The organism is Streptomyces sp. P5F9, assembly GCF_057961495.1.
Map to the genome: position 1 here is coordinate 1 of NZ_JBXVPZ010000131.1, position 21913 is coordinate 21913.

Here is a 21913-nt window from a genome sequence, read left to right on the forward strand (position 1 = left end):
CCCACCGCATCCCCGCCCGGACCCGGCCACCGAACGCGTCCCCGACCACACCGCGGCCCATCTCTACGACGAGCGCTGGATGTTCCACGGCCCGGCGTTCCAGGGAGTCACCGAACTCACCGCGATCGGCGACCGCCACGTACGCGGCGTGATCACCACACCCCCCGCCCCGGGCGCCCTGCTCGACAACGTCGGCCAGATCCTCGGCTACTGGATCATGGCGACCCGCACCGAACGCACCGTCGTCTTCCCGGTCGGCATGCGCGAGATGCGTTTCTACGGCCCCCATCCGCGCCCCGGCACGGAGGTGGAGTGCCTGGTGCGGATCACCTCGCTGACCGACACCGCGCTCGAAGCGGACGTACAGCTCACGGTCGACGGCGAGGTGTGGGCGGAGCTGACCGGCTGGCAGGACCGGCGCTTCGACAACGACCCGCAGACCAAGCCCGTCGAGCGTTTCCCGGAGCGCAACACCCTCTCCGAGGCCCGACCCGGCGGCCGGACCCTGCTCAACGAGCGCTGGCCCGACCTCGCCTCCCGCGACCTGATCATGCGCAACTCCCTGAGCAGCGCGGAGCGTTCGCAGTACGCCGAGCATCCGCCGCGCGGGCGCCGGCAGTGGCTGCTGGGCCGGATCGCGGTGAAGGACGCGGTACGGCAGTGGCTGTGGAGCCATGGCGAGGGGCCCGTCTTTCCGGCGGAGATCCGGGTCCACAACGACGAGTCGGGCCGCCCGTACGTCACCGGCCTGCACGGCAGGACCCTGCCCCCGCTGGACGTCTCGCTGGCCCACCGCGCCGAGGCGGCGGTCGCGATCGTACGGCCGCATGCCCCTGGTCCGGGCCCCGGGATCGACATCGAGGAGGTCGTGGAACGCCCCGCCACCACCCTCACCACCGCTCTCGGCGAGGAGGAACTGGCGCTCCTGCGTGCCCAGTTGATTGCGACCGGCGAATCCGAGGAGCTGTGGTTCGCCCGCTTCTGGGCGGCGAAGGAGGCGGTCGCCAAGGCGGAGGGCACCGGCTTCCGGGGACGGCCGCGCGACTTCGCCGTCTTCCAAGTGGTCTCCGGATCACGGCTGTTGGTGTCGGGGCGCCTGGAACGCGCCTACACCGTGCACTACGAGCCGGCCGGCAATCCCCCCAGTCTGCCGGACAGGACCTACGTCGTGGCCTGGACGACGGGACCCGCGCACGAAGAGGAGTACGACCGATGACCCCCACCACCGAGGACACCGTCCTCGCCGACCTCACCGGCATGCTCACCACGCTGCTGGAGGACGAGTACGGCGTCGACGACGTCGAGATCACCATGACGACGACCTTCAACCGCGACCTGGAGCTGGAGAGCATCGACCTGGTGACCCTGGCCGGTCTGCTCCAGGAGCACTACGGGACGAAGGTCAACTTCGCCGAGTTCCTGGCCGGGATGGAGTTCGACGAGATCATCGAACTCACCGTCGGCCGGCTCGTGGAGTACGTCGTGCAGAGCCTCAAGGCAGCCGAGGCGGGCTGAGCCATGGTGATGGTCGACACCGGTCAACTCCGGTTGCACGTACAGAGAATGAGCCCGCCCGACGGCCGCCCGGTCACCGCCACGGCGGTGCTCGTGCACGGTCTGCTCACCGACAGCCTGGCCAGCTACTACTTCACCATCGCGCCGCCGTTCGCGCTGGCCGGCATCGACGTCGTCATGTACGACCTGCGCGGGCACGGCCGCAGCGGGCGCCCGGCCACCGGCTACACGCTCGACGACAACATCGACGACCTGGAGGCGCTGCTCGACCGCCTGGAGGTGACCGGCCCGGTCCATCTGGTCGGCAACTCCTATGGCGGGACAGTGGCGTTCGGCTACGCGGCCCGCCACCCGGAGCGGGCCGCCAGCGTCTCCCTCATCGAGTCGGAACCGGCGACCTCGGCCTGGGCACCGAAACTCGGCGGCATCCTGGACCGTGTGCTGCACGAGCTGGCGCACAACGAGGACGACGCGATCGCCTGGATCAGCGCGAACCGCGGCCACAACACCGCCCGCCTCGCGAAGGGCGCCGCCCGCCTGGCCCGGGAGACCTCCCTCTCCCAGGACATCCCGGCCAGCCGGGTGTTGACGGAGGATCAGATCCGCGCGGTCCACTGCCCGGTGCTCGGCGTCTACGGCGGCGACTCGGACCTCGCCCTGCTCGCACCCTGGCTGGAGTCCGCGCTCCCCGACTGCCGGACCGTCGTCGTCCCCGGCCACGAGCACTCGGTACTGGTCGAGGCGGCGGGCACGGTCGGCGGGCACATCCTCTCCCTGATCCAGGAGGCGAGCGCGACCGAGGCGGCCGAGGTGGCGGCGCGGTGAGCCGGTTCCTGTTCGTCGTCCCGCCGCTGGTCGGCCACATCAACCCGGCGGCGGGTGTGGCGGCCGAACTGGCGGCACGGGGACACGAGTTGGCGTGGGCCTGCGCCGACCCCGCTCTCGTACGGCGGCTCGCGGGAGAGTCGGCGCGCGTGTTCCCCTGCGCCGGGCCGGTCCCGGGTGAGGGCGAGGGCGTACGCCCGCCCGACATCCGTGGCCCCGAAGCGCTGAAGTTCCTGTGGGAGGCCTTCCTCGCGCCGCTCGCCGAGCAGATGGCGCCCGGAATCGCGGCCGCCGTCGAGGAGTTCGCGCCCGACGCGGTCGTAGCCGACCAACAGGCCCTGGCCGGCGGCCTGGTGGCGGAACGTCTCGGCGTACCGTGGGCGACCTCGGCGACCACCTCGGCCGAGTTCACGGACGTACTGGCCGGCATGCCCAAAGTCGCCCTCTGGCTGGACGAGTTGCTGGCCGGACTCCGCGCCGGGATCGGCGACCCGACGGGCACCGCCGACCCCCGTTTCTCCCCGCATCTCGTGCTCGCGTTCAGCACTCCGGAACTCGTCGGCCCCGAGGCGCGGCAGGGCGAGCAGATCCGCTGGGTCGGCCCGTCGATCGCGCCCCGCCCGGCGGCGCCGGACTTCCCCTGGGACTGGCTGGACCCGGCCCGGTCCCTGGTCCTGGTCAGCCTCGGCACCGCCAACACCGATGTGGGCGCCCGTTTCCTCGCCGAGTGTGTGACGGCGCTGCGGGCACGAACGGACCGCGTGCAGGCGGTGATCGCGGACCCCGGCAACGCGCTGGGCACGTCCGACGAGCAGGACAAGGACCTGCTGATCCTGCCGTCGATCCCCCAACTCCCGCTGCTGGAGAGGGCGGACGCGGTCGTCTCGCATGCCGGGCACAACACGGTGTGCGAGGCGCTGTGGCACGGCGTCCCCCTCGTCGTGGCGCCCATCCGCGACGACCAGCCGGTGATCGCCGGGCAGGTCACCGGCGCGGGTGCGGGCATCCGCGTCCGCTTCGGCCGGGTCACCGCCCCCAAGCTGGGCGCGGCGATCGACGCCGTACTCCACGAACCCGACCACCGTGCCGCGGCCGGCCGCATCCGTACGGCGTTCCGCGCGGCCGGAGGCACCCGCGCGGCGGCGACCCATCTGGAGCGGCTGGCCACCGGCGCGCCCCTCAAGGAGACCCCGTGAGCAACGAGGACGACCCCAAGCCCCCGAGCCGCAACGACCAGGTGGCAGCCCTACGGCCCACCTACCGGGCCGACTTGGCCGAGGGCCTGGACCGCTTCTTCGAACCCCGGCGCGAGACCTGCCCCTGGTGCGACTCGTCCCGGCTCCGGACCCGGCTGCGCACGAAGGACCTGATCCAGCACAAGCCGGGCACCTTCGTCCTGGACCAGTGCGAGGACTGCCGGCACACGTTCCAGAATCCCCGACTGAGCCCGGCCGGGCTGGAGTTCTACTACCGGGACTTCTACGACGGTCTGGGCGAGAAGCAGTTGGGCAACACGTTCGCGGCCCGTACGAAGATGTACGAGCAGCGCGCACAGTCACTGCTCCCGCACTCGCCAACTCCCAAGAACTGGCTGGACGTCGGTACAGGACACGGTCACTTCTGCGAGTCGGCCCGCACGGTGTATCCCGACACGACCTTCGACGGCCTCGACTTCACGGACGGCGCCGAACTCGCCGAGAGGGCGGGGCGGGTGGAGCGCGGCTACCGGGGCAGCTTCCCCGAACTGGCCCCGGGCCTCTCGGGCCACTACGACGTCGTCAGCATGTTCCACTACCTGGAGCACAGCACCGAGCCCGAGCGTGAACTGGCCGCCGCGCACCAGGCCGTGCGCCCCGGCGGCCACCTCCTGATCGAGGTCCCGGACCCCGACAGCCGCTACTCCCGCCTCCTGGGCCGCTGGTGGCTGCCGTGGCTCCAGCCGCAGCACCTGCACTTCATCCCGGTCGAGAACCTGCGCCGCCGCCTCACCGACCTGGGCTTCACGGTCGTGGCGGAACAGCACGCGGAGCCGCACGACCCGGTCGACCTCCTCGCCGGGACCTGGCTGGCGCTGGACACGGCCGCGCCCCGCGACAACCTGCCGTGGCTGCCGAAGCCACCGACAGGACTGGCCCGTACGGGTCGTGCGGCGGTGCTGATCGCGGGGATTCCGGCGCTGATCCTGGGCACGCTCCTGGACCGGTTCGTGGTGAGGCGGCTGTCGCATCGGCTGGGGGTGTCGAACGCCTATCGGCTGGTAGCGCGGCGGGACTGAGCCATGACGCGGACGGTCAGGACAGACTCTCCAGCGCACGTGCGACCGCGTCCGCCGTGACGCCGTCGACCCGGTTGTCGAAGACCAGCCGCCGCCCGTCCGCCCATTGGCACTCGTTCGCCTCGGCCGTCTTCCAGAACGTGTCCCAGTCGGCGAGCTTGGACAGGTCGCGGCCGCAGCCCCGGGCGCGGACGCGTTCGCGGGCGGTGTCCTTGTCGACCTGCACCTGGACGACGACCAACTCGACGTCGGACGGCCTTTCGTGATGGTATGTCACTTCGGCGAGGTAGTCAGGCTGTTGGAAGTAGCGGCCGAACGGCGCGTCCAGGACGACCGGGCGGCCCACCCGCAGGTTGTCGGCGGCCAGGTCGAGGACGGTCGCGTATTCGAGGTCCATCACCACGGACTGGTAGTACGGGTTGAGGTCCCGCTCGTTCGTGGTCGACCGCATCGCGGAGGAGGGCCCGGCGGTGCTCCGCACGGGCTGAGTACCCGCCCTCCGGTGGCCGAGTACCGGCTGCCCCCCATTGAATGATGCATTCACCGCGTCTAGCATCACTCGGTGATTCCAGCAATTCCCGTCTGACTCCCGCGCGTTGACGGGAGACGTCCTGACGGGGGACGTGACGACGACGAGCGGCCGCGGCCCGGTTCCGGGGGCTCCGGCCGCTCGTCCCACTCCACCTCTACGTCAACTCAGCTCGCGGTACGGCGAATTCGCCCCTCGTACCGCTTCTCCAACGCCAGGTTGCCCTCGAAGCCGCCGGGCACATTGGCCGAGACGTACACCGGCGGGCGCTCCCCCGAGGCGAGCAGTCGGGCCGCCGCTTCCGCGACCGACAGCTGGACGAGCATCGCGCCGGTGAGCGTGGACAGGGCGCAAACGGCGCCGCCCGTGGGGAGTTCGAGGAGGGCGTCGCCGCGCGGGGCCTCGTTGTCGAGGACGACGTCGGCGAGGTCGGCGAGCTTCTTGCCGCTCGGGTGACCGGCCGGGACGGCGCGGGTGTGGGCGAGCGAGGTGATGGCCAGAAGCCGGTGGCCGCGCTCCTTCACGCGCAGGGCCATCTCCACGATCACCTTGTTCACACCGGAGTTGGAGATGATGACGAAGAGGTCCTCGGGGCGGGGCGCGGCGAGGTCGTAGAGGCGTTCGGCGACCCCGGTCCGGCGCTCCAGCAGCGGGTCGTCGAGGACGCTGGGCGGGTCGCCGCCGTAGAGGACGAGGTCGGCGATGCTGAGGCGGTTGGTGGGCACCAACCCCCCGGCGCGGCCCGCGAGTTCGAGGACCATGGCCTGCGAGTGGCCGGTGCCGAAGGCCTGGATGACGCCGTCCGTGCGGACGCAGTCCGCGATCAGTTCGGCGGCGCGGGACACGGTGTCGCGGCTGGACTCGGTGATGTGCTGGAGGACGGCCAGGCTCTCGCGCGCGAAGGTCTCGGCGCTTACGGACTCGGCGGACACGTGATTCTCCCCACCGGTGGATCAAACCACCTGTTCTTTCTAGATCAATGAATCAATAAATCACATGCGGTCCTGGTATTCAATCGATGGCCTCTGGGGTGGCTGATACCTTCTCCACATGCCCCCGACAGACGTCACCACCCTCATCCGCACCGAGCTGCCCCGGCTGGCCGGCTCACTGAGGAAGGTCGGCGAGCTGATCCTGGAGGATCCGGCCGCCGTCACCCACTGCTCGGCCGCCGAGCTGGGCCGCCGCACCGGCACGTCGCAGGCGACGGTGACCCGGTTCTGCCGGGCGGTCGGCCTCGACTCGTACCAGCATCTGCTGATCGAGCTGGCCCAGGAGCGCGGCCGCGGCGAGGTCTCCGACTGGGGTACGGCCGAGATCGGCCCGGACATCTCCCCGGACGACGATCTCGAACGGGTCGTGCAGGTCGTGGGCAGCGCGGACCTCCGCGCGGTGCAGCAGACCATCGACCGGATCGACCTCGACGCGGTGGAGCGCGCGGCCACGGCCGCCGCCCGCGCCCGGCGCATCGACGTCTACGGCACCGGCGGCAGCGGGGCCATCGCCCAGGAGACCGAGACCCGGCTGTTCCGCATCGGCTGCGCGGTGCGCGGCTGGACCGAGGTGCACGCCGCCGCCACCTCCGCCGCGCTGCTCACCCCGGCGGACGTAGCCATCGGCATCTCCCACTCCGGCTCGACCCGCGAGACCATCGAGCCCTTCGAACTCGCCAAGGAGCGCGGCGCCACCACCATCGCCCTCACCTCCGACCCGCGCTCCCCGCTCGCCCGCGCCGCCGACATCCGGCTCATCTCCTCATCCTCGGCGACGAGTTTCCCCACCGGCATCATCGGCGCCCGCCACTCCGTCCTGGTCCTCATCGACTGCCTCTACGTCCGTATCGCGCAGCTCTCCTACCAGCGCGCGAGCGCCTCGCTGGCCCTCACGGACCACATCGCCGGGGAGCACACGGTGAAGTCCCGCCGGGGTCGGTGATCCCAGCCGGGACCCGGCCGTGATCTCGGCCGAGTCTGCATGGATGAACCACCGAAGTTACGCGGAGATGGTTGTTTGAATCATCTTCGCGGTGTCAGGATGGGCGCTCCGCCGAGCCTCTGGTAGGAGACCCATGCGCGTCACCGCTGCCCTGTCGACCGAGCTGTTCGTCGGCACCGCCGAGCATCCACTCCAGGTGGTGGCCGCCGAACTCGCCCATGTCCCCGGCCGGCCGGTCCGCCTCACGGTCGAGGGCCCCGGCCTGCACGGCACCGCGGAGACCGTCGTGGGCGAGGACGGCACCGCGCACGTCGAGATACCGGTGACCACGGACCTCGCGCCCGGCGAGCGGTGCGCGATCGAGGTGACGGCGGCCGACGGCAACCAACTGGCCACGCTCACGGCAGAGTTCACGGCCGCCGAATCGGGCTGGACCATGTTCATGGTCAGCCACTTCCACTACGACCCCGTCTGGTGGAACACCCAGGGGGCCTACACCGAGACCTGGGACGTCGCCGACAACCCCGCCTCCACCGGCCTCCCGGCCCGCACCTTCGACTCCCGCGGCCAGTCCGGCATGACCCTCGTCCGCGCCCACTGCGACCTGGCCCGCCGCGACCCCGCGTACACCTTCGTCCTGGCCGAGGTCGACTACCTCAAGCCGTACTGGGACGCCTTCCCCGAAGAGCGGGCCTTTCTGCGGGAGTTGATCCGCACCGGCCGGGTCGAGATCATGGGCGGCACCTACAACGAGCCCAACACCAACCTCACCGGCGCCGAGGCGACCGTACGCAACGCCCTGTACGGGGACGGCTTCCAGCGCGGCATCCTGGGCGCGTCCCCTGAAACCGCCTGGCAGTTGGACGCGTTCGGGCACGACCCGCAGTTCCCCGGACTCATGGCGGACGCGGGCGTCACCTCCAGTTCGTGGGCGCGCGGTCCGTTCCACCAGTGGGGCCCGACCCTGTCCGTGTTCGGCGAGGAGCCGCGCGACCCCCAACGCATGCAGTTCCCGGCCGAGTTCAGCTGGATAGCCCCCTCCGGGCGCGGACTCCTCACGGCCTACATGGTCAACCACTACGGCGCCGGCTGGGCGATCGACAACGCGCCCACGCTCCCCGAGGCCGAAGCGGCGGCGCTGAAGCTCTTCCGAGGGCTGAAGAAGGTCGCGCTCACCCGCAACGTCCTGCTCCCGGTCGGCGGTGACTACGCGCCCCCGTGCCGTTGGGTGATGGACATCCACCGTGACTGGAACGCCCGTTACGTCTGGCCGCGCTTCGTCAGCGCGATCCCCCGCGACTTCTTCGCCGCCGTCCGCGCCCAGTTGGACGAGGAGGGCCGCAAGGCGTCCCCGCAGACCCGGGACATGAACCCGGTCTACACCGGCAAGGACGTCTCCTACATCGACACCAAGCAGGCCCAGCGGTACGGCGAAACCCTCCTCGCCGACGCCGAGGCCTGGGCGACGCTGGCCTCGCTCGTCGCCCAACACCCTTACCCGGACGCCGCGTTGGACAAGGCCTGGCGGCAGCTCATCTACGGCGCCCACCACGACGCCATCACCGGCTCCGAGTCGGACCAGGTGTACATCGACCTGATGACCGGCTGGCGCGAGCTGTACGACCTGGCCGAGACGGTGCACGCCGACGCGACGGATGCCCTGGCCGCGAAGGTGGCCCAACTGCCGGGCGCGACCGACGACTTGGTCGTGTTCAACGCGGCGACCTGGGAGCGCCGGGATGTGCTGACCGTCGGGGACCCGGGACTCGTGCCTCTCGACGACACCGGGCTTCCCCTGCCCGCCGTACGCGAGGGCGACCAACTCCGTGTCGTCGTACCGGAGGTACCTGGCATGGGCCTCAAGGCCCTCCCGCTCGCCGAGGGTTCGGTACCCGAGTGGACGCCCGGCGAAGGCCTCACCATCCGCAACGAGTTCTACGAGGTGACGGTCGACCCCGCGCGCGGCGGTGGCGTCAGCAGCCTGCGCGAACTGGCCGAGGACGGCCGGGAGTTGCTGCGCGCCGGTGACATCGGCAACGAACTCGTCGTACAGGAGGAGTACGCCCGGCACCCGCGGTTCGGCGAGGGGCCGTGGCATCTCACGCCGACCGGGACCACGGCCGCACGCAGCCGGGATGTCCTCGCCGACATCGATGTCCAGCACTCCCCCGCCGGATCGCAGATCACCGTCACCGCCGACCTCGGACTGTTCCGGTACACCCAGCGGTTGACGCTGTGGGCGGGAGTCCCGCGCCTCGATGTGACGACGGCCATCGACGGGTACGACGGCGCCGACCGGCTGATCCGGGTGCGCTGGCCGTCCGACGTGACCGGTGGCCTGCCCGTGCACGAGGTGGCGGACGCGGTGATCGGGCGCGGGTTCGGATTCGTCGAGGTCGACAGCGAGCAGTTCCCGTGGACGCTCGACAACCCGGCGAACACGTGGTTCGGGCTGGGGTCCACCGCACGGGTCGCGGTGCGTGACGAGTCGGGGCGTCTGCTCGGTCACCGGTCGATCGGTGTCGCCGAACTCGTCTACGCCGACTGGGACGACGCAGGTGAACTCGGTACGCCGCTCGCGGCTGCCCTGGTCCGCGCCGGGGTCACCGCGACCTCGACGATCGCCGGCGGCCCGCGCTATGGCGACCTCGAAGTCGACTCCAATCTCCCCGACTTCCGGATCGCCGTGGGCGCTCCCGAGCGCAACTCCGTGGTCGCGGAGGCCCTCGGCTGGGACCCGGCAGCAGGGCGCGAGGTGCGTCGACAGTTGGCCGAACGGGGCATGGCGACGGTGTGGGTCGCGCCGCGTGCCGGGCTGCGCGAGGAGTGGGTGCCAGGGGCCGACCTCCGCGACCTCGAACGGCTGCCGCTGCTCGTGGTCGCGGGCGCCCGCCCCGAGGACGACGCCAAGGCGGTCGACGCGCTGATCGCCGACCTCGACGACGCGGTGCTCACGGCCACGGCGGCGGGCGGCTGCGAGGCGTTGCCGCCGGGCGACGCGTGGGACGGCCGGAGCTTCGCCGTGCTCAACCGGGGCACGCCCGGCTGTGTCGTCACCTCCTCCGGCGACCTCTACATGTCCCTCATGCGCTCCTGCACCGGCTGGCCCTCCGGCATCTGGGTCGACCCGCCCCGCCGCACGGCACCGGACGGTTCCGCCTTCCAACTCCAGCGCTGGACCCATGAGTTCGAGTACGCGGTGGTCGCGGGCGCGGGTGACTGGCGGGAGGCGCGCTTGCCTCAGGCCGGACATGAGTTCAACCACCCGCTCACAGCTCGCCTGCGGACCTCAGCCTCCGCCTCTGCCCAACAGGGCGTCCTGCCGAGGAAGTCGGCCCTGCTCGCACTGGAACCGGCGGGCGAGGTCGTGCTCGACGCCCTCAAGCCGCTCGGCTCCCCGCTGGCTCGGGGCAGCGCGGTACCGGTAGACCCGGGGCGCGGTGTCGTCGTACGGATGCACGAGGTGAACGGTCGGCCGGTGCGGGCGCGGATACGCGGGCCGCGCGACTGGGCCGAGGGTGCGCGGGCTGACGTACTGGAGGCGCCCGGTGAGGAGTTGACGCCGGAGCGGGACGGCGGGCTCGCCGTCGAGCTGACCGGCTTCGAAGTCGCGACGGTGTTGGCGACTGCCGACGTCGAGACCTCAACTGGTCCCGAAGTAGCGGCAGATGAGCCCGCGCAGCCCGTCCACACCCGCTACTGGCTCCACAACTCCGGCCCCGCGCCCCGGGGGAACATGCCGGTGTCCGTGTACCTCTCCCCCGGCACCCTCACCGTCTCCGGCCCCGTCACCGCGACCGTCCGGGTCGGCTCGGAACTCACCGACGCACCGGTGTCGGGCACGGTGAGAGTCGAGGTCCCGCCCGGCTGGACCGCCGAACCCGCCGAACTGCCGTATGCGTTGGGCCCCGGCGGTTTCACGCTGGCCGAGGTGACCGTGACCCCGCCGCCGGAACCGGAGCCCGGCCGGCACTGGCTCGCCGCTCGGCTGTCGTACGGCGGTCAGACGTACGAGGACACCGTGGCCCTGGATGTGGCGGACGGACAGCACGGGCCAACGCTCGTGTCCCGTCTGGGAGTTGAGCGGGTCACCGTACGAGCGGGCGAGCGGGTCCAGGTTCCGGTGACCGTCCGCAACACCACCCGGGGGCCCATCAGCGGCACCCTCTGGGCCGTCTCCTCGTGGGGTACCTGGGCCGGTGTCGAACCCGGCTGCCAGGGGTTCACGGTGGCCGGGGGCGCGGAGCAGGAGTGCTTCATCGAGGTGGACGGCTCGGCGGTGCCGCCGGGGTCGTACTGGCTGCTCGCGAAGGTCGCCTGGCACGGGTGTGTCGCCTACACGGAGGCCGTCGCGCTGGAGGTGACGCCGTGACGGAGCACGCGGCCGTGGTGCGGGGCGAGATGGTCGCCAAGGGGAGGGTGGACGCACTGCTCCACGGCGGTTGGGCAGCGCCCCAAAGGGGCGCGGGGCTGTATTCATCAGCGGCTCCGCCGCGGGGCGCGACCAGCCACGACGGCGCCGCAGACGACCGACATCATGCTGCGGGCCACCCAGCGGAGCGCCTCGCGCGGGCCGAGCGGCAGCGCCGGCGGTGGGCGACGCAGGTGGTGGTCATCGACGAGCTGGCCCAACGGGCTTGTGCGGAGCGGGGGTTGAAGCCTCCCGCAGAGGTGTCGCCGGACCGGGTGCTCGCCGTCGCCGAGACGGACGTGGCGGATCTGGGCAGTATCGTCGCGGCGGCCCTCGCGCACTCCCCGGCCGCCCGGCTGCTGCTGGCCGAGCTGGAGGGCGAGCAGGAGGTCGCGGAGACGGACGTACGGGACTACTACGACCGGAACCGGGACCGCTTCCTCACCGCGGAGGCGCTGCGGCGCGGTGTCGACCCGTTCGGCGGGGCGACACCGGAGGACTTCCTGTCGTACGGGCAGGCCCGCGCGGGTGTCGCGCGGGAGTTGCGGCGGGCCGCGGGGCGGCGGGCCTTCTTCGGCTGGTTGGACCAGGCCAGGGCCGGGATCGTGTACGCCGTGGGTCATGAGCACCCCGGCGATCCGGCGCACCCGGACCACGAGCACCGGCACTGATCACTCCCGGAACCTAAAAGCAACACGGGAACCCATTGACCTCCGATGAATTCTGGTCCACCTTTTCATCAATCGGAGTCGAAGTTGGTTAATTGAACCAGCTGTTGGCTGATGCTCAGGAGGGCAGCGATGCGCACAGGAAGACTGACCGGATCGATGGTGGGGATCATCGTCCTGACCCTGACGGCCGCCGGCTGCGGGCTGTCCGGCAGCTCGGGCGACAGCGACTCCACGGCGGGCGGCTGCAAGGTCGACAAGGGCAATGTGGGGTCCGGGAAGCTCACCGGCGAGGTGAAGGGCAGCATCACCTTCCAGACCACCAATCTGAAGAAGGACTTCGGGACGTTCTTCAACGGGGTGATCAAGTCCTTCGAGAAGGCGCACCCCGGTACGTCGGTGAAGTGGATCGACGATCCGGGGGACGCGACCTTCGGCCAGCGCACCGTCGCCGACGCCCAGGCCTGCACCCTGCCGGACGTGCTCAACGTCGACTCCCCCACCGCGACCGCCCTCACGAAGGCCGGCTACCTGCTCAACCTGGGCGTCAAGGACCCCGACGCCGCCAAGCCGTTCGTCCCGGCGTTCTGGAAGTCCAGCACCATGAAGGACTCCTCGGGCGCCACAGTGCACAGCGTGCTGCCGTGGTACACCGGCGGCGTCCTCCTGACGTACAACACCGACCTGCTGAAGAAGGCCGGCATCGACCCGGCGAAGCCGCCGACGACCATGTTCGGCCTGTTCGCCGACTACGAGAAGATCGCCAAGAAGGCCGACGGCAAGTACTTCGCGACGATGGCCAACCCGGTCTGGCGCATCCCTGCCGACTGGGACCAGATGAACATCAAGACGCTGTCCGCAGACGGCAAGTCGGCGGTTTTCGCCGATGATCCGAGGACCGCGCAGTGGGTCGCGTGGATGGCGAAGCTGTACAAGGAGGGCGCGATGCCGAAGGACTCCCTGTCCTCCAACAACGACCCCTCCACGCTCTACAGCCAGGGCAAGGTCGCCTACGGTTCGACGAACCCGAGCTTCGTGCGCTTCGTGAAGCAGAACAGCCCGTCGATCTACGCCAAGACCGCCGTCGGTCAGCAGCCGTTCGACGCGCTCGGCCACACCACCGCCGCTCCGCAGTACATAGCGACTGCGGCGACCAGCAAGAACGCCACCACGGCACTGGCGTTCGCGGAGTTCCTCACCAACGCCGAGAACCAGACGGCCTGGTGCAAGGACCCGAACGTCGTGATCTTCCCGACGACCTCGGCCTCGCTGGACGACCCGTTCTTCCAGAAGACCAGCGGTGACGACCCGTTCTCCCAGGCCCGCAAGCTCGTCGCCGAGCAGCTGAAGACGGCCACCGCCTACCAGACCAACATCTCCACGGCCGTGCAGAACGCCATCGTGGGTCAGGTACAGCTGGCGATGCAGGGCAAGAAGAGCCCGGCACAGGCCGTCAAGGACGCCCAGGCGAAGGCCAACGAGCTGCTGAAGCAGGCTGGTTGATGGTGGCGACGCAGACCGCGAAGCCGGTGTCCGTGCCCGGTGCGGAGGCCGTCGCCTCCGCACCGGGCACGTCCCGCATACGTAAGTTCGCCCGGGCCGTCCTCCCCGGCCCCGCCCCCGGCGCCAACGGAGCGGCCCTGTACCGCCGTTGGTGGCTCCCCTGGCTGTGGACCGCGCCCGCGGTCGTCTGCGCGGCGGTGTTCGGGGTGTTCCCGTTCCTCAACACGCTGCTGCTGTCGTTCACGAACGCCAAGCCGCTCGGCGGCGCCGCGGGCTTCGTCGGGCTCTCCAACTACAGCCGGATGCTCGGTGATTCGGACTTCTGGCTGGCGACCCGCAACAGCGTCCTCTACGCGGTGATCGTCGTCCCCCTGATGGTGCTGCTGCCGCTCCTGCTGGCCGTCCTGGTGGAGAAGAACCTGCCCGGCATCGGCTTCTTCCGCTCGGCCTTCTACACGCCGGTGCTGGCCTCCAGCGTGGTCGTCGGCCTGAGCTGGCAGTGGCTGCTCGCGGACGACGGACTGGTCAACACCTGGCTGGAGAAAGCCCACTTGATCCGGTCGGCGATCCCCTTCCTCTCCGACTCGTGGCTGATCCTGCTGTCCGCGATGGGTCTCACCCTGTGGAAGGGCCTCGGCTGGTACATGGTCTTCTACCTGGCCGCGCTGGGGAACGTGCCCAAGGAACTGCACGAGGCCGCCTCCATGGACGGCGCCGGTGCCGCCCGCCGCTTCTGGCACATCACCGTGCCCGGCGTACGGCAGGCGATGATGCTGGTCGGCACCCTCACCGGCATCGGTTCGCTGCGCGTGTTCACCGAGATCTACATGCTCGGCAGCTCCACCGGCGGCCCCGGCGGCGCCGACCGCACGCTGCCCTTCTACATCCGGGACGTCGGCCTGGACCCCATCACCGGAAACGCGGGCTACGGCTCGGCGGTGAGCGTGGCGCTGTTCGTCCTGACCCTGGGCCTGACCCTGCTGGCGCAGCGCCTCACGAAGGAGGACGAGTCATGACGACGACCGCAGTGCGGCCCAAGTCCCGCCGCCTGACGCCCCGTTGGCGTGACTACGGGCGCCCCCGCGAACTCCTCGTCCGCTACCTCCTGTTGCTCCTCGTCCTGGGCCTCACCGTCGGCCCACTGATCTGGCAGCTCCTGGCCTCCCTCAAGGGCACCGGCGAGGACGTCTTCGGCGCGAACGCCACCCTGCTGCCCCACCACCCGACCCTGCACGCCTACCGCGAGGTCTTCAGCCAGGTCCCGGTGGTGACGTACATCAGGAACAGCCTGATCGTCGTACTCCTGTCGGTCGGCAGCCAGTTGCTGTTCTCGACCACCGCCGGCTACATGCTCTCCAAGCCCGCCTGGAAGGGCCGCAGGGCGGTGTGGATCCTGCTCGTCGCCTCCATGATGTTCCCCTTCGAGTCGATCATGGTGTCGCTCTTCCTGAGCATCCGCGACCTCGGCCTGGTCGACAACGTGGTGGGCGTGTGGCTGCCCGGCTTCGTCGGCGCGATCAACGTCCTTTTGATGCGCGGCGCGTTCCTCGCGGTACCGCGCGAGATCGAGGACTCGGGGATGCTGGACGGCGCTAGCGAGTGGCAGCGCTTCCGCTACCTCTACCTCCCGTCCGCGTGGGGCGCGATCATGGTCGTCACCATCAACACCTTCATCAGCGCCTGGGACGACTTCCTCTGGCCCCTGATCGTCCTCCGCTCCGAGGACCACATGACCCTGACGCTGGGCCTCTCGCGGTTGCAGAGTTCGTCGTTCGGCTACGACCAGCGGGTGGTGATGGCCGGTTCGGTGATCTCCGTGATCCCGGTGCTCGTGCTGTTCGTCATCACCCAACGCTGGTTCTACAAGGGCGTTTCGGCGGGAGCCGTCAAACTCTGAGCCGGAATGCTTTGAGCCGTACGACGACGGGCTCGGCGGCAAGCGCGGCCCGAGCGGACTGAGCGACCCGAACCTCCACGGCACCGACCTGCTCCAACTGGTCGGTGCCGAAGGGGATTTCGACCCTACGGCGCTCCCCCGGGGCCAACTCGACGCCCTGGAAGGCATGCAGTTCGAGCGTGCGCGGCCACACCGGGGTGATCAGCCGCCGGATGTACACCTGGACGACCGAACGCCCCCGCCGCTTCCCGGTGTTGGTGACGTCCACCTCGATCACCCTCCCCACGACGCGCGGCGGACCGTACTCGAAGCTCGTGTACGACAGCCCGTGCCCGAAGGAGTAGAGCGGCTCCGCGTCGGCGTCCACGTATCCGCCGTACTCGGTGTCCTTGTGGTTGTAGTAGACGGGGAGTTGGGCCACCGAGCGGGGCACGGAGACGGGCAGACGGCCGGTCGGTTCGACGCGGCCGAGCAGCACCTCGGCGATCGCCTCGCCGCCCCACGGGCCGGGGTACCAGGCGGTGAGCAGGGCGCCGGCATGCTCGGGGACGGCGTGCGGGCGGCCCTGGATCAGGACGACCGCGGTGGGTGTGCCGGTGGCCGTGACCGCGTCCAGGAGGGCGAGTTGGGCTCGGCCGAGGCTCAGGCCCGCGAGGTCGACGCCCTCGCCGCACGTCATCTCTGAAACGGCGTTCCGTGCGGCCCCGTTGGCGTCGAAGTCCGTGTCGGGCGTACGGGCGCTGCTGCCGCCCAGCACCAGCACGGCCAGGTCGGAGGCGGCTGCCGCGGCGACCGCCTCGGGAATGCCGGAGAGGTCGTCGCCGGTGAGGGCGCAGCCGGGGGCGTGGCGGATGTCGGTCCCGGGCAGGGCGAGTTGGCGTAGGCCGTCGAGGACGCTGGTCCCAGTGCCGGGGCGTTGGGGGGCGGTGTAGTCGCCCAACTGGTGGGCGGTGGTGGCCGATTGGGGCCCGATGACCGCGATACGGGAGGCGGTCGCCGGGATGGGCAGGACTCCGCCGTCGTTGTGGAGGAGGGTGACGGCGGCTCGGGCGAGGGCGGTGCTCAGCTCCCGGCCTCGCTGCGGAGACGGCAACTCGGTTGTGCTGTAGGGCTGTTCGAAGAGGCCAAGGCGGAACTTGAGGCTGAGCACGCGCGCCACGGCCGCGTCGAGGGTCACTTCGCTCACCAGCCCCCGCTCGACCGCCTCCTCCAGATGCGTGAAGCCCTCGTCCCACAGGCTCAGGTCGACACCGGCGTTGAGCGCGAGGGCGCCTGCCGAGACCTTGTCGCCGGTGATACGGGCCAGGCGGTCCACGGCGAGGCCGTCGGCCATGACCAGGCCCTCGAAACCCCAGTCCTCGCGCAGGAGTTGAGTCAACAGGGCGCGGTTGCCGGAGCAGGGCAGGCCGTCGACCTCGTTGTACGCCGACATGAGGGCGGCGGCACCTGCGCGGACTCCGGCGCGGGCCGCGGGAAGGTGGATCTCGTGGAGTTCACGGAGACCGAGTTCGGACTCGGCGGAGTTGCGGCCGCCGACCGTGGCGCCCTGTCCGGCGAAGTGCTTGAGGACGACGGGGGCTTTGTCGGGAGCGAAGCGGGCGCCTGTGACGGGGACTTGACCGGGAGCGGACCCCGCTGTCATGTCGCCCTGCATGCCCCTCACGAGCGCCTCGGTGAGGCGGGCCGCGAGGTGCGGGTCCTCGCCGAAGCACTCCTCCGTGCGGCCCCAGCGCGGGTCGCGGGCGATGTCCAGGGCGGAGACGAGGGCCATGTGGCCGCCACGGGCGCGGAGTTCGGCGGCGGCGTGGGCGGCGGCCCGCTCGTACAGGTCGGGGTCCCAGGTGGCGCCGACGGCCAGGTTGACCGGGAGGACCGTGCCGTCCAGGGCCATGTGGCCGTGCGGCACCTCCTCGACGAACAGGGCGGGGATGCCCAGCCGGCTGCTCGCGATGACATGGCGTTGCACCGACTCGGCGAGGGCGGCGCTGTCCTGGGCGCCGGGGCCGTTGGTGTGGTCGACGCCGGACCAGGCGTCGGCGCGGAACAGGCCGTAGAGCGCGCCGAGTCCGGCGAAGCGGTCGGTCTCGGCGCGGAGGGCGTCGGTGAGTTCGAACCCATCGGGACTGTCGGGAGTGCGGCGGTAGGCATTCCAGCCGTACATCCGCTGGTTGAGCTGGCCGAACTTCTCGCGCAAGGTCATCCGGGCGAGGAGGTCACGAACCCGGGTGTCCACCGGGGCGTTGGGGTCGCGGTAGGCGGGGGTGGTGGTGTCGGTCATCGGGTGTCACCGTCGTACGCGAGTCGGGCCAGGGCGACCGCGCCCCGGCAACCGTCCGGTACCCAGTCGAGGGTGAGGCCGAGGGTGTGGAGGCGGGCGGTGAGGGGGATCGTCAGCGGGCCCTCGGGGCCGAGCAGGCCGCCGGTGGCGACGATCCGTTCACCCGGGCCCGGTTCCAACGCCCTTACCGTGTCGGTCAGTTGGTCTGCCGCCTCGTCGAGGATGCCTTCCGCCACGGCGTCCTTCTCCCCCGCCGCCTCGACCACCAGCGGGGCGAACCGGGCGAGGCGGATGGGGAGTTCGGCCATCACGGCGGGGAGTACGTGCATGCGGTAGGCCTCGCGGTGGGCGCGGGACCAGTCGCCGTCGCCGGGCAGTTCCTCGACCGGCACCCCGAGCGCCCGTCCGACGGACCCGGCCAGCGCGGTCGTAGGGCCGCGTCCGTCCGCCATGCGCAGGGCCGCCCGTACCGCGCTCCGGCCGATCCAGAAGCCGCTGCCGTCGTCACCGAGGAGCCAGCCGTCGCCGTCCACGCTGGTCGTGGTGCGGCGGTCGGTGATGCGCAGGGCGACCGCGCCGGTGCCGGCGACCAGGGCGAGGCCGTCGGCGGGGGTGCCGGGGGCGGAGGCGAAGGCCGCCTCGATGTCGCTGCAGACGCGGATCCGGTCGGTGGGGATGCCGAGGCGCCGTAGCGCGGCGGTGAGGGCGGTGCGGGCGTTGACGTGTCCCGGCTCCTCGGCGGAGGCGGCCGTGGCGCCCGCGAAGCCGCCGGACACGGCGACCACACGGGCGCGTGCCCGCTCCGGGACGGCCTGTCCGATCGCCTCGACCAGGTGGTCGGTGAGGCGCGGGACCGGGACAGTCAGGGCGTTGCCGGGTCCGGCCGCGCCCTCGCCGAGAGGGCGGCCGTCCTCGGCGGCGGCGAGGACGACGCGGGTACGGGTGCCGCCGGCGTCGAGGCCGACGACGAGGTCACCGGCGAATTCTTGGTTCAAATCATTGCTCATCACTGACTATGGTGGTTGATACATTCGCGCAGAACAAGAGCCTTCGCGCGGAACAAGAGCCAAAGACAACAGACAGGGCAAGACCGGACCTGGGGAGGATCCCATTCCTACGCTCCGCTTCGGCGTCAACTACACGCCGCGCCGCGGTTGGTTCCACTCCTGGCACGACTTCGACCCGGCGCACGCCCGCGAGGATCTGGCCCAGATAGCCGGGCTCGGCCTGGACCACGTCCGGATCTTCCATCTCTGGCCGCTGCTCCAGCCCAACCGCACGCTGATCCGCCAGACCGCCGTGGACCAGCTGGCGCACCTCGTCGACCTGGCGGGCGAGGCCGGGCTCGACGTCCTCGTGGACGGTGTCCAGGGCCATCTGTCGAGCTTCGACTTCTACCCGGAGTGGACCCGCGGCTGGCACCACCGCAACGTCTTCACCGACCCGGAGACCATCACCGCCCAGGCGGAGCTGATGCGCACGCTGGGCCGCGCCCTCGCCGACCGGCCGAACCTGATCGGGCTCCAACTCGGCAACGAGCTCAACAACTTGGTGGAGCACAACCCGGTGACGGCCGACGAAGTGGACCACTATCTCGACACACTGATCGCCGCCGCCCGCGAGCATCTGCCGCCGGGCCGCCTCGTCACGCACTCCGCGTACGACGCCGCCTGGTACGGCGACGACCACCCGTTCACCCCGGAGGCCTCGGCCCGCAAGGGCGATCTGACCACCGTCCACCCGTGGGTGTTCTCCGGCGACTGCGCCCGCCGTTACGGGCCGCGCTCCCCGCAGGTGCTCCATCTCGCCGAGTACGGAACGGAGTTGGCCAAGGCGTACGCCACCGACCCGGCCCGCCCGGTCTGGGTCCAGGAGACCGGCGCGCCCGAACCGCACATCCCGGCGGCCGACGCCCCGGAGTTCGCGCGCGCGACCGTGCGCAACGCGGCCGAGTGTGCGGGGCTGTGGGGCGTGACCTGGTGGTGCTCGCACGACGTGGACCGCTCGCTCGCCGACTACCCCGAACTCGAATACACGCTGGGCCTGTTCGACTCCTCGGGCCGCGCCAAGCCGATCGCCGAGGCCTTCGCCGAAGCGATCGCGGAGCCGCACACCGTCCAACTGCGGGACACAGCACTGGTGTTGGACTGCACCCCGGGCAGCCGCTCGGTGTCGGGACCGGGCGGGGCGTACTTCGAGGCGTGGATGCGGTTGCGCACGGAGGGCGTCCGCCCTGCGGTGGTGCTCGCCGAACGGGCGGAGGACGAACGGTACTTGGCGGCACGGGGCATCAGGGAAGTCGTACGGCCGACGTGACGGTCAGGCGCCCGCGAGTACCTCCGCGACCGCCCGCAGGTTGACCCGCCCCCGCCCGTAGGAGCAGAGAGCGCCGCCCTCCGAAAGTCCGGTGTCGACCAGTACGGCGTCGGGCCGCCGGGCCGCGAGCGTGTCGCGCAGCCGGGCCTGCCAGGGGTGCAGGCCGGCGTCGGAGGTGGCGACGACCAGCGGTGCGCCCGCCCGGACGATCCCGTCGACGAGGGCGTCGAGGTCGGCCGGTTCCGTGTTGAGCACCGTACCCGTGGCCGTGGGATCGATCGCGCGGAGTTCGGTGAGGAGGTCCTCGCCGCCCCAGTTCAGGGCGGGGTGCGGGGCCGGGAACAGGTCGACGACGTGGGCGCCACGCACCGGCGGGGGCAGGGTCCGGGTGCGTACGGCGCGGCGGGCCGTCTCCAGGCCGGCGTCCGCGTCCCAGGCGGGGACGGTCCGGCGCGGGGTCGCGTACCGCTCGGCGAGCCGCCGGACCCGCCCGGCCGCCTCCCACACCCGCTCCTCGGGCAGCACGCGCGAGTGCAGTGCGTCGAGCACGGCGTCCCGGCAGGCCAGGGTGACGTCCAAGTCCGGTACGGCGACGATGACTTGGTCCGCTCCGGCGGCGAGGGCGATCCGGGCCCCGGCGGCCTCGCCGTACGCGTCGGCTATCGCCTTCATCTCCAGGGCGTCGCTGACGAGGACGCCGTCGAAGCCGAGTTCGAGGCGGAGCAGATCGCCGAGGATGCGGCGGCTGAGGGTGGCGGGGCGGTTGGCGTCCAGGGCCGGGAAGACGACGTGAGCGCTCATCAGCATCGGCACGCCGGCGTCGATGGCGGCGCGGAACGGCGCGAGGTCGACGAGGAGTTCGTCGTACGGGCGGGGGTCTGTGGCGACACCGTGATGGCTGTCGGTGATTGTGCCGCCGTGGCCCGGGAAATGCTTGGCACAGGAAGCGATGCCGCGTACGTCGGTGGCGGTGATCCAGGCGCGCAGATGGCGGGCGGCCAGGACGGGATCGGCACCGAAGGAGCGGGTGCGCACGATCGGGTTGCGCGGTTGGTGCTGAAGGTCGGCGACGGGTGCGTACGAGGCGGTGATGCCCAGTGTGGCGAGGTGACCTGCGAGCGCGTCGGCGCAACGGGCTGTCAGGGCCGGGTCGTCGACGACTCCGAGGGCATAGGAGCCGGGAACGTCCGGGGCGCCCGCGCTCACCAAGTGGCCGATTCCGCCGCCCTCGTTGTCGATGGCCACGAGCAAGTCGGGGCGGATGGAGCGGAGTTGGTCGGTGAGCCGGCGCACCTGCTCGGCGTCGCGGACATTGCGGGTGAACAGGATGACCCCGCCGAGGCCGCGGTCGATCAGCCGCTTGAGCGCGTCCGGCACGGTCGTCGCGCCGTCGAACCCGGCGACCAGACAGCGGTGGGCCGCCTCGTCGAGGTCGGCGGGCAGGGCGGTGACGGCGGCGGACGTACGCTCGGCGTGGGTCATACTGGAATTCAAATGGCTCGCTCAACCTAAAGTCAACAAACCGATGGATTGTTGATTCAGGCAATGACTGGGGTGGTGGCGTGGGTGGTGGAGTGGGCGGTGTCACGGATGATGCCGATGATGCGCCCGGTGCGTTCACCCGGGCCCTTCAAGCCATTCACGCCGTCCGCGTCGCCCAGCCGCCCGCGCCCCTTCCGCTTACGGACACCACGACGTCATACCGGACGGGAACGTTTCGCCACGTGTCCCTGCTTCCGCTCGAAGAGATCCCCGGGCCGC

General features: G+C 71.0%; 17 protein-coding genes. 12 read left to right on the forward strand and 5 right to left on the reverse strand.

The genetic code is table 11. The features are described from left to right. The 5 genes from AC31A1_RS21730 to AC31A1_RS21750 form a co-directional block, all read left to right on the forward strand. The coding region (locus tag AC31A1_RS21730) for a 4'-phosphopantetheinyl transferase superfamily protein (RefSeq protein ID WP_489654906.1) at nt 1-1216 on the forward strand (1216 nt) is incomplete at its 5' end. Continuing rightward, nucleotides 1213-1515 carry an acyl carrier protein gene (locus tag AC31A1_RS21735; RefSeq protein WP_327400548.1) on the forward strand — a complete coding sequence of 101 codons (303 nt, stop codon included), beginning with the start codon at nt 1213-1215 and terminating at the stop codon, nt 1513-1515. The genes AC31A1_RS21730 and AC31A1_RS21735, both read left to right, overlap by 4 nt. 3 nt (nt 1516-1518) lie before the next feature. Beyond that, on the forward strand, nt 1519-2340 hold the full coding sequence (locus tag AC31A1_RS21740; RefSeq protein WP_489654907.1) for an alpha/beta fold hydrolase: 822 nt from the start codon (nt 1519-1521) through the stop codon (nt 2338-2340). After that, complete coding sequence (locus AC31A1_RS21745; RefSeq protein WP_489654908.1) at nt 2337-3536, forward strand: glycosyltransferase; 1200 nt, start codon at nt 2337-2339, stop codon at nt 3534-3536. Before AC31A1_RS21740 ends, AC31A1_RS21745 begins: the two co-directional genes overlap by 4 nt. Then, complete coding sequence (locus AC31A1_RS21750; protein ID WP_489654909.1) at nt 3533-4615, forward strand: class I SAM-dependent methyltransferase; 1083 nt, start codon at nt 3533-3535, stop codon at nt 4613-4615. The genes AC31A1_RS21745 and AC31A1_RS21750 overlap by 4 nt, the downstream gene beginning before the upstream one ends. Nucleotides 4616-4631: 16 nt before the next feature. Here the strand turns inward: AC31A1_RS21750 and AC31A1_RS21755 are convergent, their stop codons facing one another. Next, entirely contained in the window at nt 4632-5096 is a 465-nt protein-coding gene (locus tag AC31A1_RS21755; RefSeq protein ID WP_489654910.1) for a P-loop nucleotide/nucleoside kinase family protein, read from the reverse strand. Between the two features lie 215 nt (nt 5097-5311). Next, nucleotides 5312-6076 (reverse strand): sugar isomerase domain-containing protein, encoded by a 765-nt coding sequence (locus AC31A1_RS21760; protein ID WP_489654911.1) that lies wholly within the window; start codon nt 6074-6076, stop codon nt 5312-5314. Between the two features lie 118 nt (nt 6077-6194). Between AC31A1_RS21760 and AC31A1_RS21765 the strand changes: the two genes are divergently transcribed. The 6 genes from AC31A1_RS21765 to AC31A1_RS21790 all read left to right on the forward strand — a co-directional run bounded on the left by AC31A1_RS21765 (nt 6195) and on the right by AC31A1_RS21790 (nt 15558). Beyond that, nucleotides 6195-7079, forward strand: a complete 885-nt coding sequence (locus AC31A1_RS21765; protein ID WP_363095381.1) for a MurR/RpiR family transcriptional regulator — start codon at nt 6195-6197, stop codon at nt 7077-7079. 133 nt (nt 7080-7212) lie between these two features. Beyond that, nucleotides 7213-11451: a glycoside hydrolase family 38 N-terminal domain-containing protein gene (locus AC31A1_RS21770; RefSeq protein ID WP_489654912.1), complete on the forward strand. Its 4239-nt coding sequence runs from the start codon at nt 7213-7215 to the stop codon at nt 11449-11451. Continuing rightward, nucleotides 11448-12161: a peptidyl-prolyl cis-trans isomerase gene (locus tag AC31A1_RS21775; protein ID WP_489654913.1), complete on the forward strand. Its 714-nt coding sequence runs from the start codon at nt 11448-11450 to the stop codon at nt 12159-12161. The genes AC31A1_RS21770 and AC31A1_RS21775 overlap by 4 nt, the downstream gene beginning before the upstream one ends. Before the next feature lie 129 nt (nt 12162-12290). After that, complete coding sequence (locus AC31A1_RS21780) at nt 12291-13661, forward strand: extracellular solute-binding protein (RefSeq protein ID WP_489654914.1); 1371 nt, start codon at nt 12291-12293, stop codon at nt 13659-13661. Then, entirely contained in the window at nt 13661-14677 is a 1017-nt protein-coding gene (locus AC31A1_RS21785) for a carbohydrate ABC transporter permease (RefSeq protein ID WP_489654915.1), read from the forward strand. Before AC31A1_RS21780 ends, AC31A1_RS21785 begins: the two co-directional genes overlap by 1 nt. Beyond that, nucleotides 14674-15558, forward strand: coding sequence for a carbohydrate ABC transporter permease (locus tag AC31A1_RS21790; RefSeq protein ID WP_489654916.1), 885 nt, complete (start codon nt 14674-14676; stop codon nt 15556-15558). Before AC31A1_RS21785 ends, AC31A1_RS21790 begins: the two co-directional genes overlap by 4 nt. On the opposite strand, the gene AC31A1_RS21795 is transcribed toward AC31A1_RS21790, so the two are convergent. After that, nucleotides 15548-17836 (reverse strand): glycoside hydrolase family 3 N-terminal domain-containing protein, encoded by a 2289-nt coding sequence (locus AC31A1_RS21795; RefSeq protein ID WP_489654917.1) that lies wholly within the window; start codon nt 17834-17836, stop codon nt 15548-15550. The genes AC31A1_RS21790 and AC31A1_RS21795 overlap by 11 nt on opposite strands. Continuing rightward, complete coding sequence (locus AC31A1_RS21800; RefSeq protein ID WP_489654918.1) at nt 17833-18843, reverse strand: N-acetylglucosamine kinase; 1011 nt, start codon at nt 18841-18843, stop codon at nt 17833-17835. The genes AC31A1_RS21795 and AC31A1_RS21800 overlap by 4 nt, the downstream gene beginning before the upstream one ends. A gap of 103 nt (nt 18844-18946) precedes the next feature. Between AC31A1_RS21800 and AC31A1_RS21805 the strand changes: the two genes are divergently transcribed. Next, nucleotides 18947-20152, forward strand: a complete 1206-nt coding sequence (locus tag AC31A1_RS21805; protein WP_489654920.1) for a glycoside hydrolase 5 family protein — start codon at nt 18947-18949, stop codon at nt 20150-20152. 3 nt (nt 20153-20155) lie between these two features. Here AC31A1_RS21805 and AC31A1_RS21810 read toward each other — a convergent pair whose 3' ends face one another. After that, the gene (locus AC31A1_RS21810) at nt 20156-21634 is read right to left on the reverse strand and encodes a glycoside hydrolase family 3 N-terminal domain-containing protein (protein ID WP_489654919.1); all 1479 of its coding nucleotides are present in this window, start codon (nt 21632-21634) and stop codon (nt 20156-20158) included. Between the last annotated feature and the right edge of the window lie 279 nt (nt 21635-21913).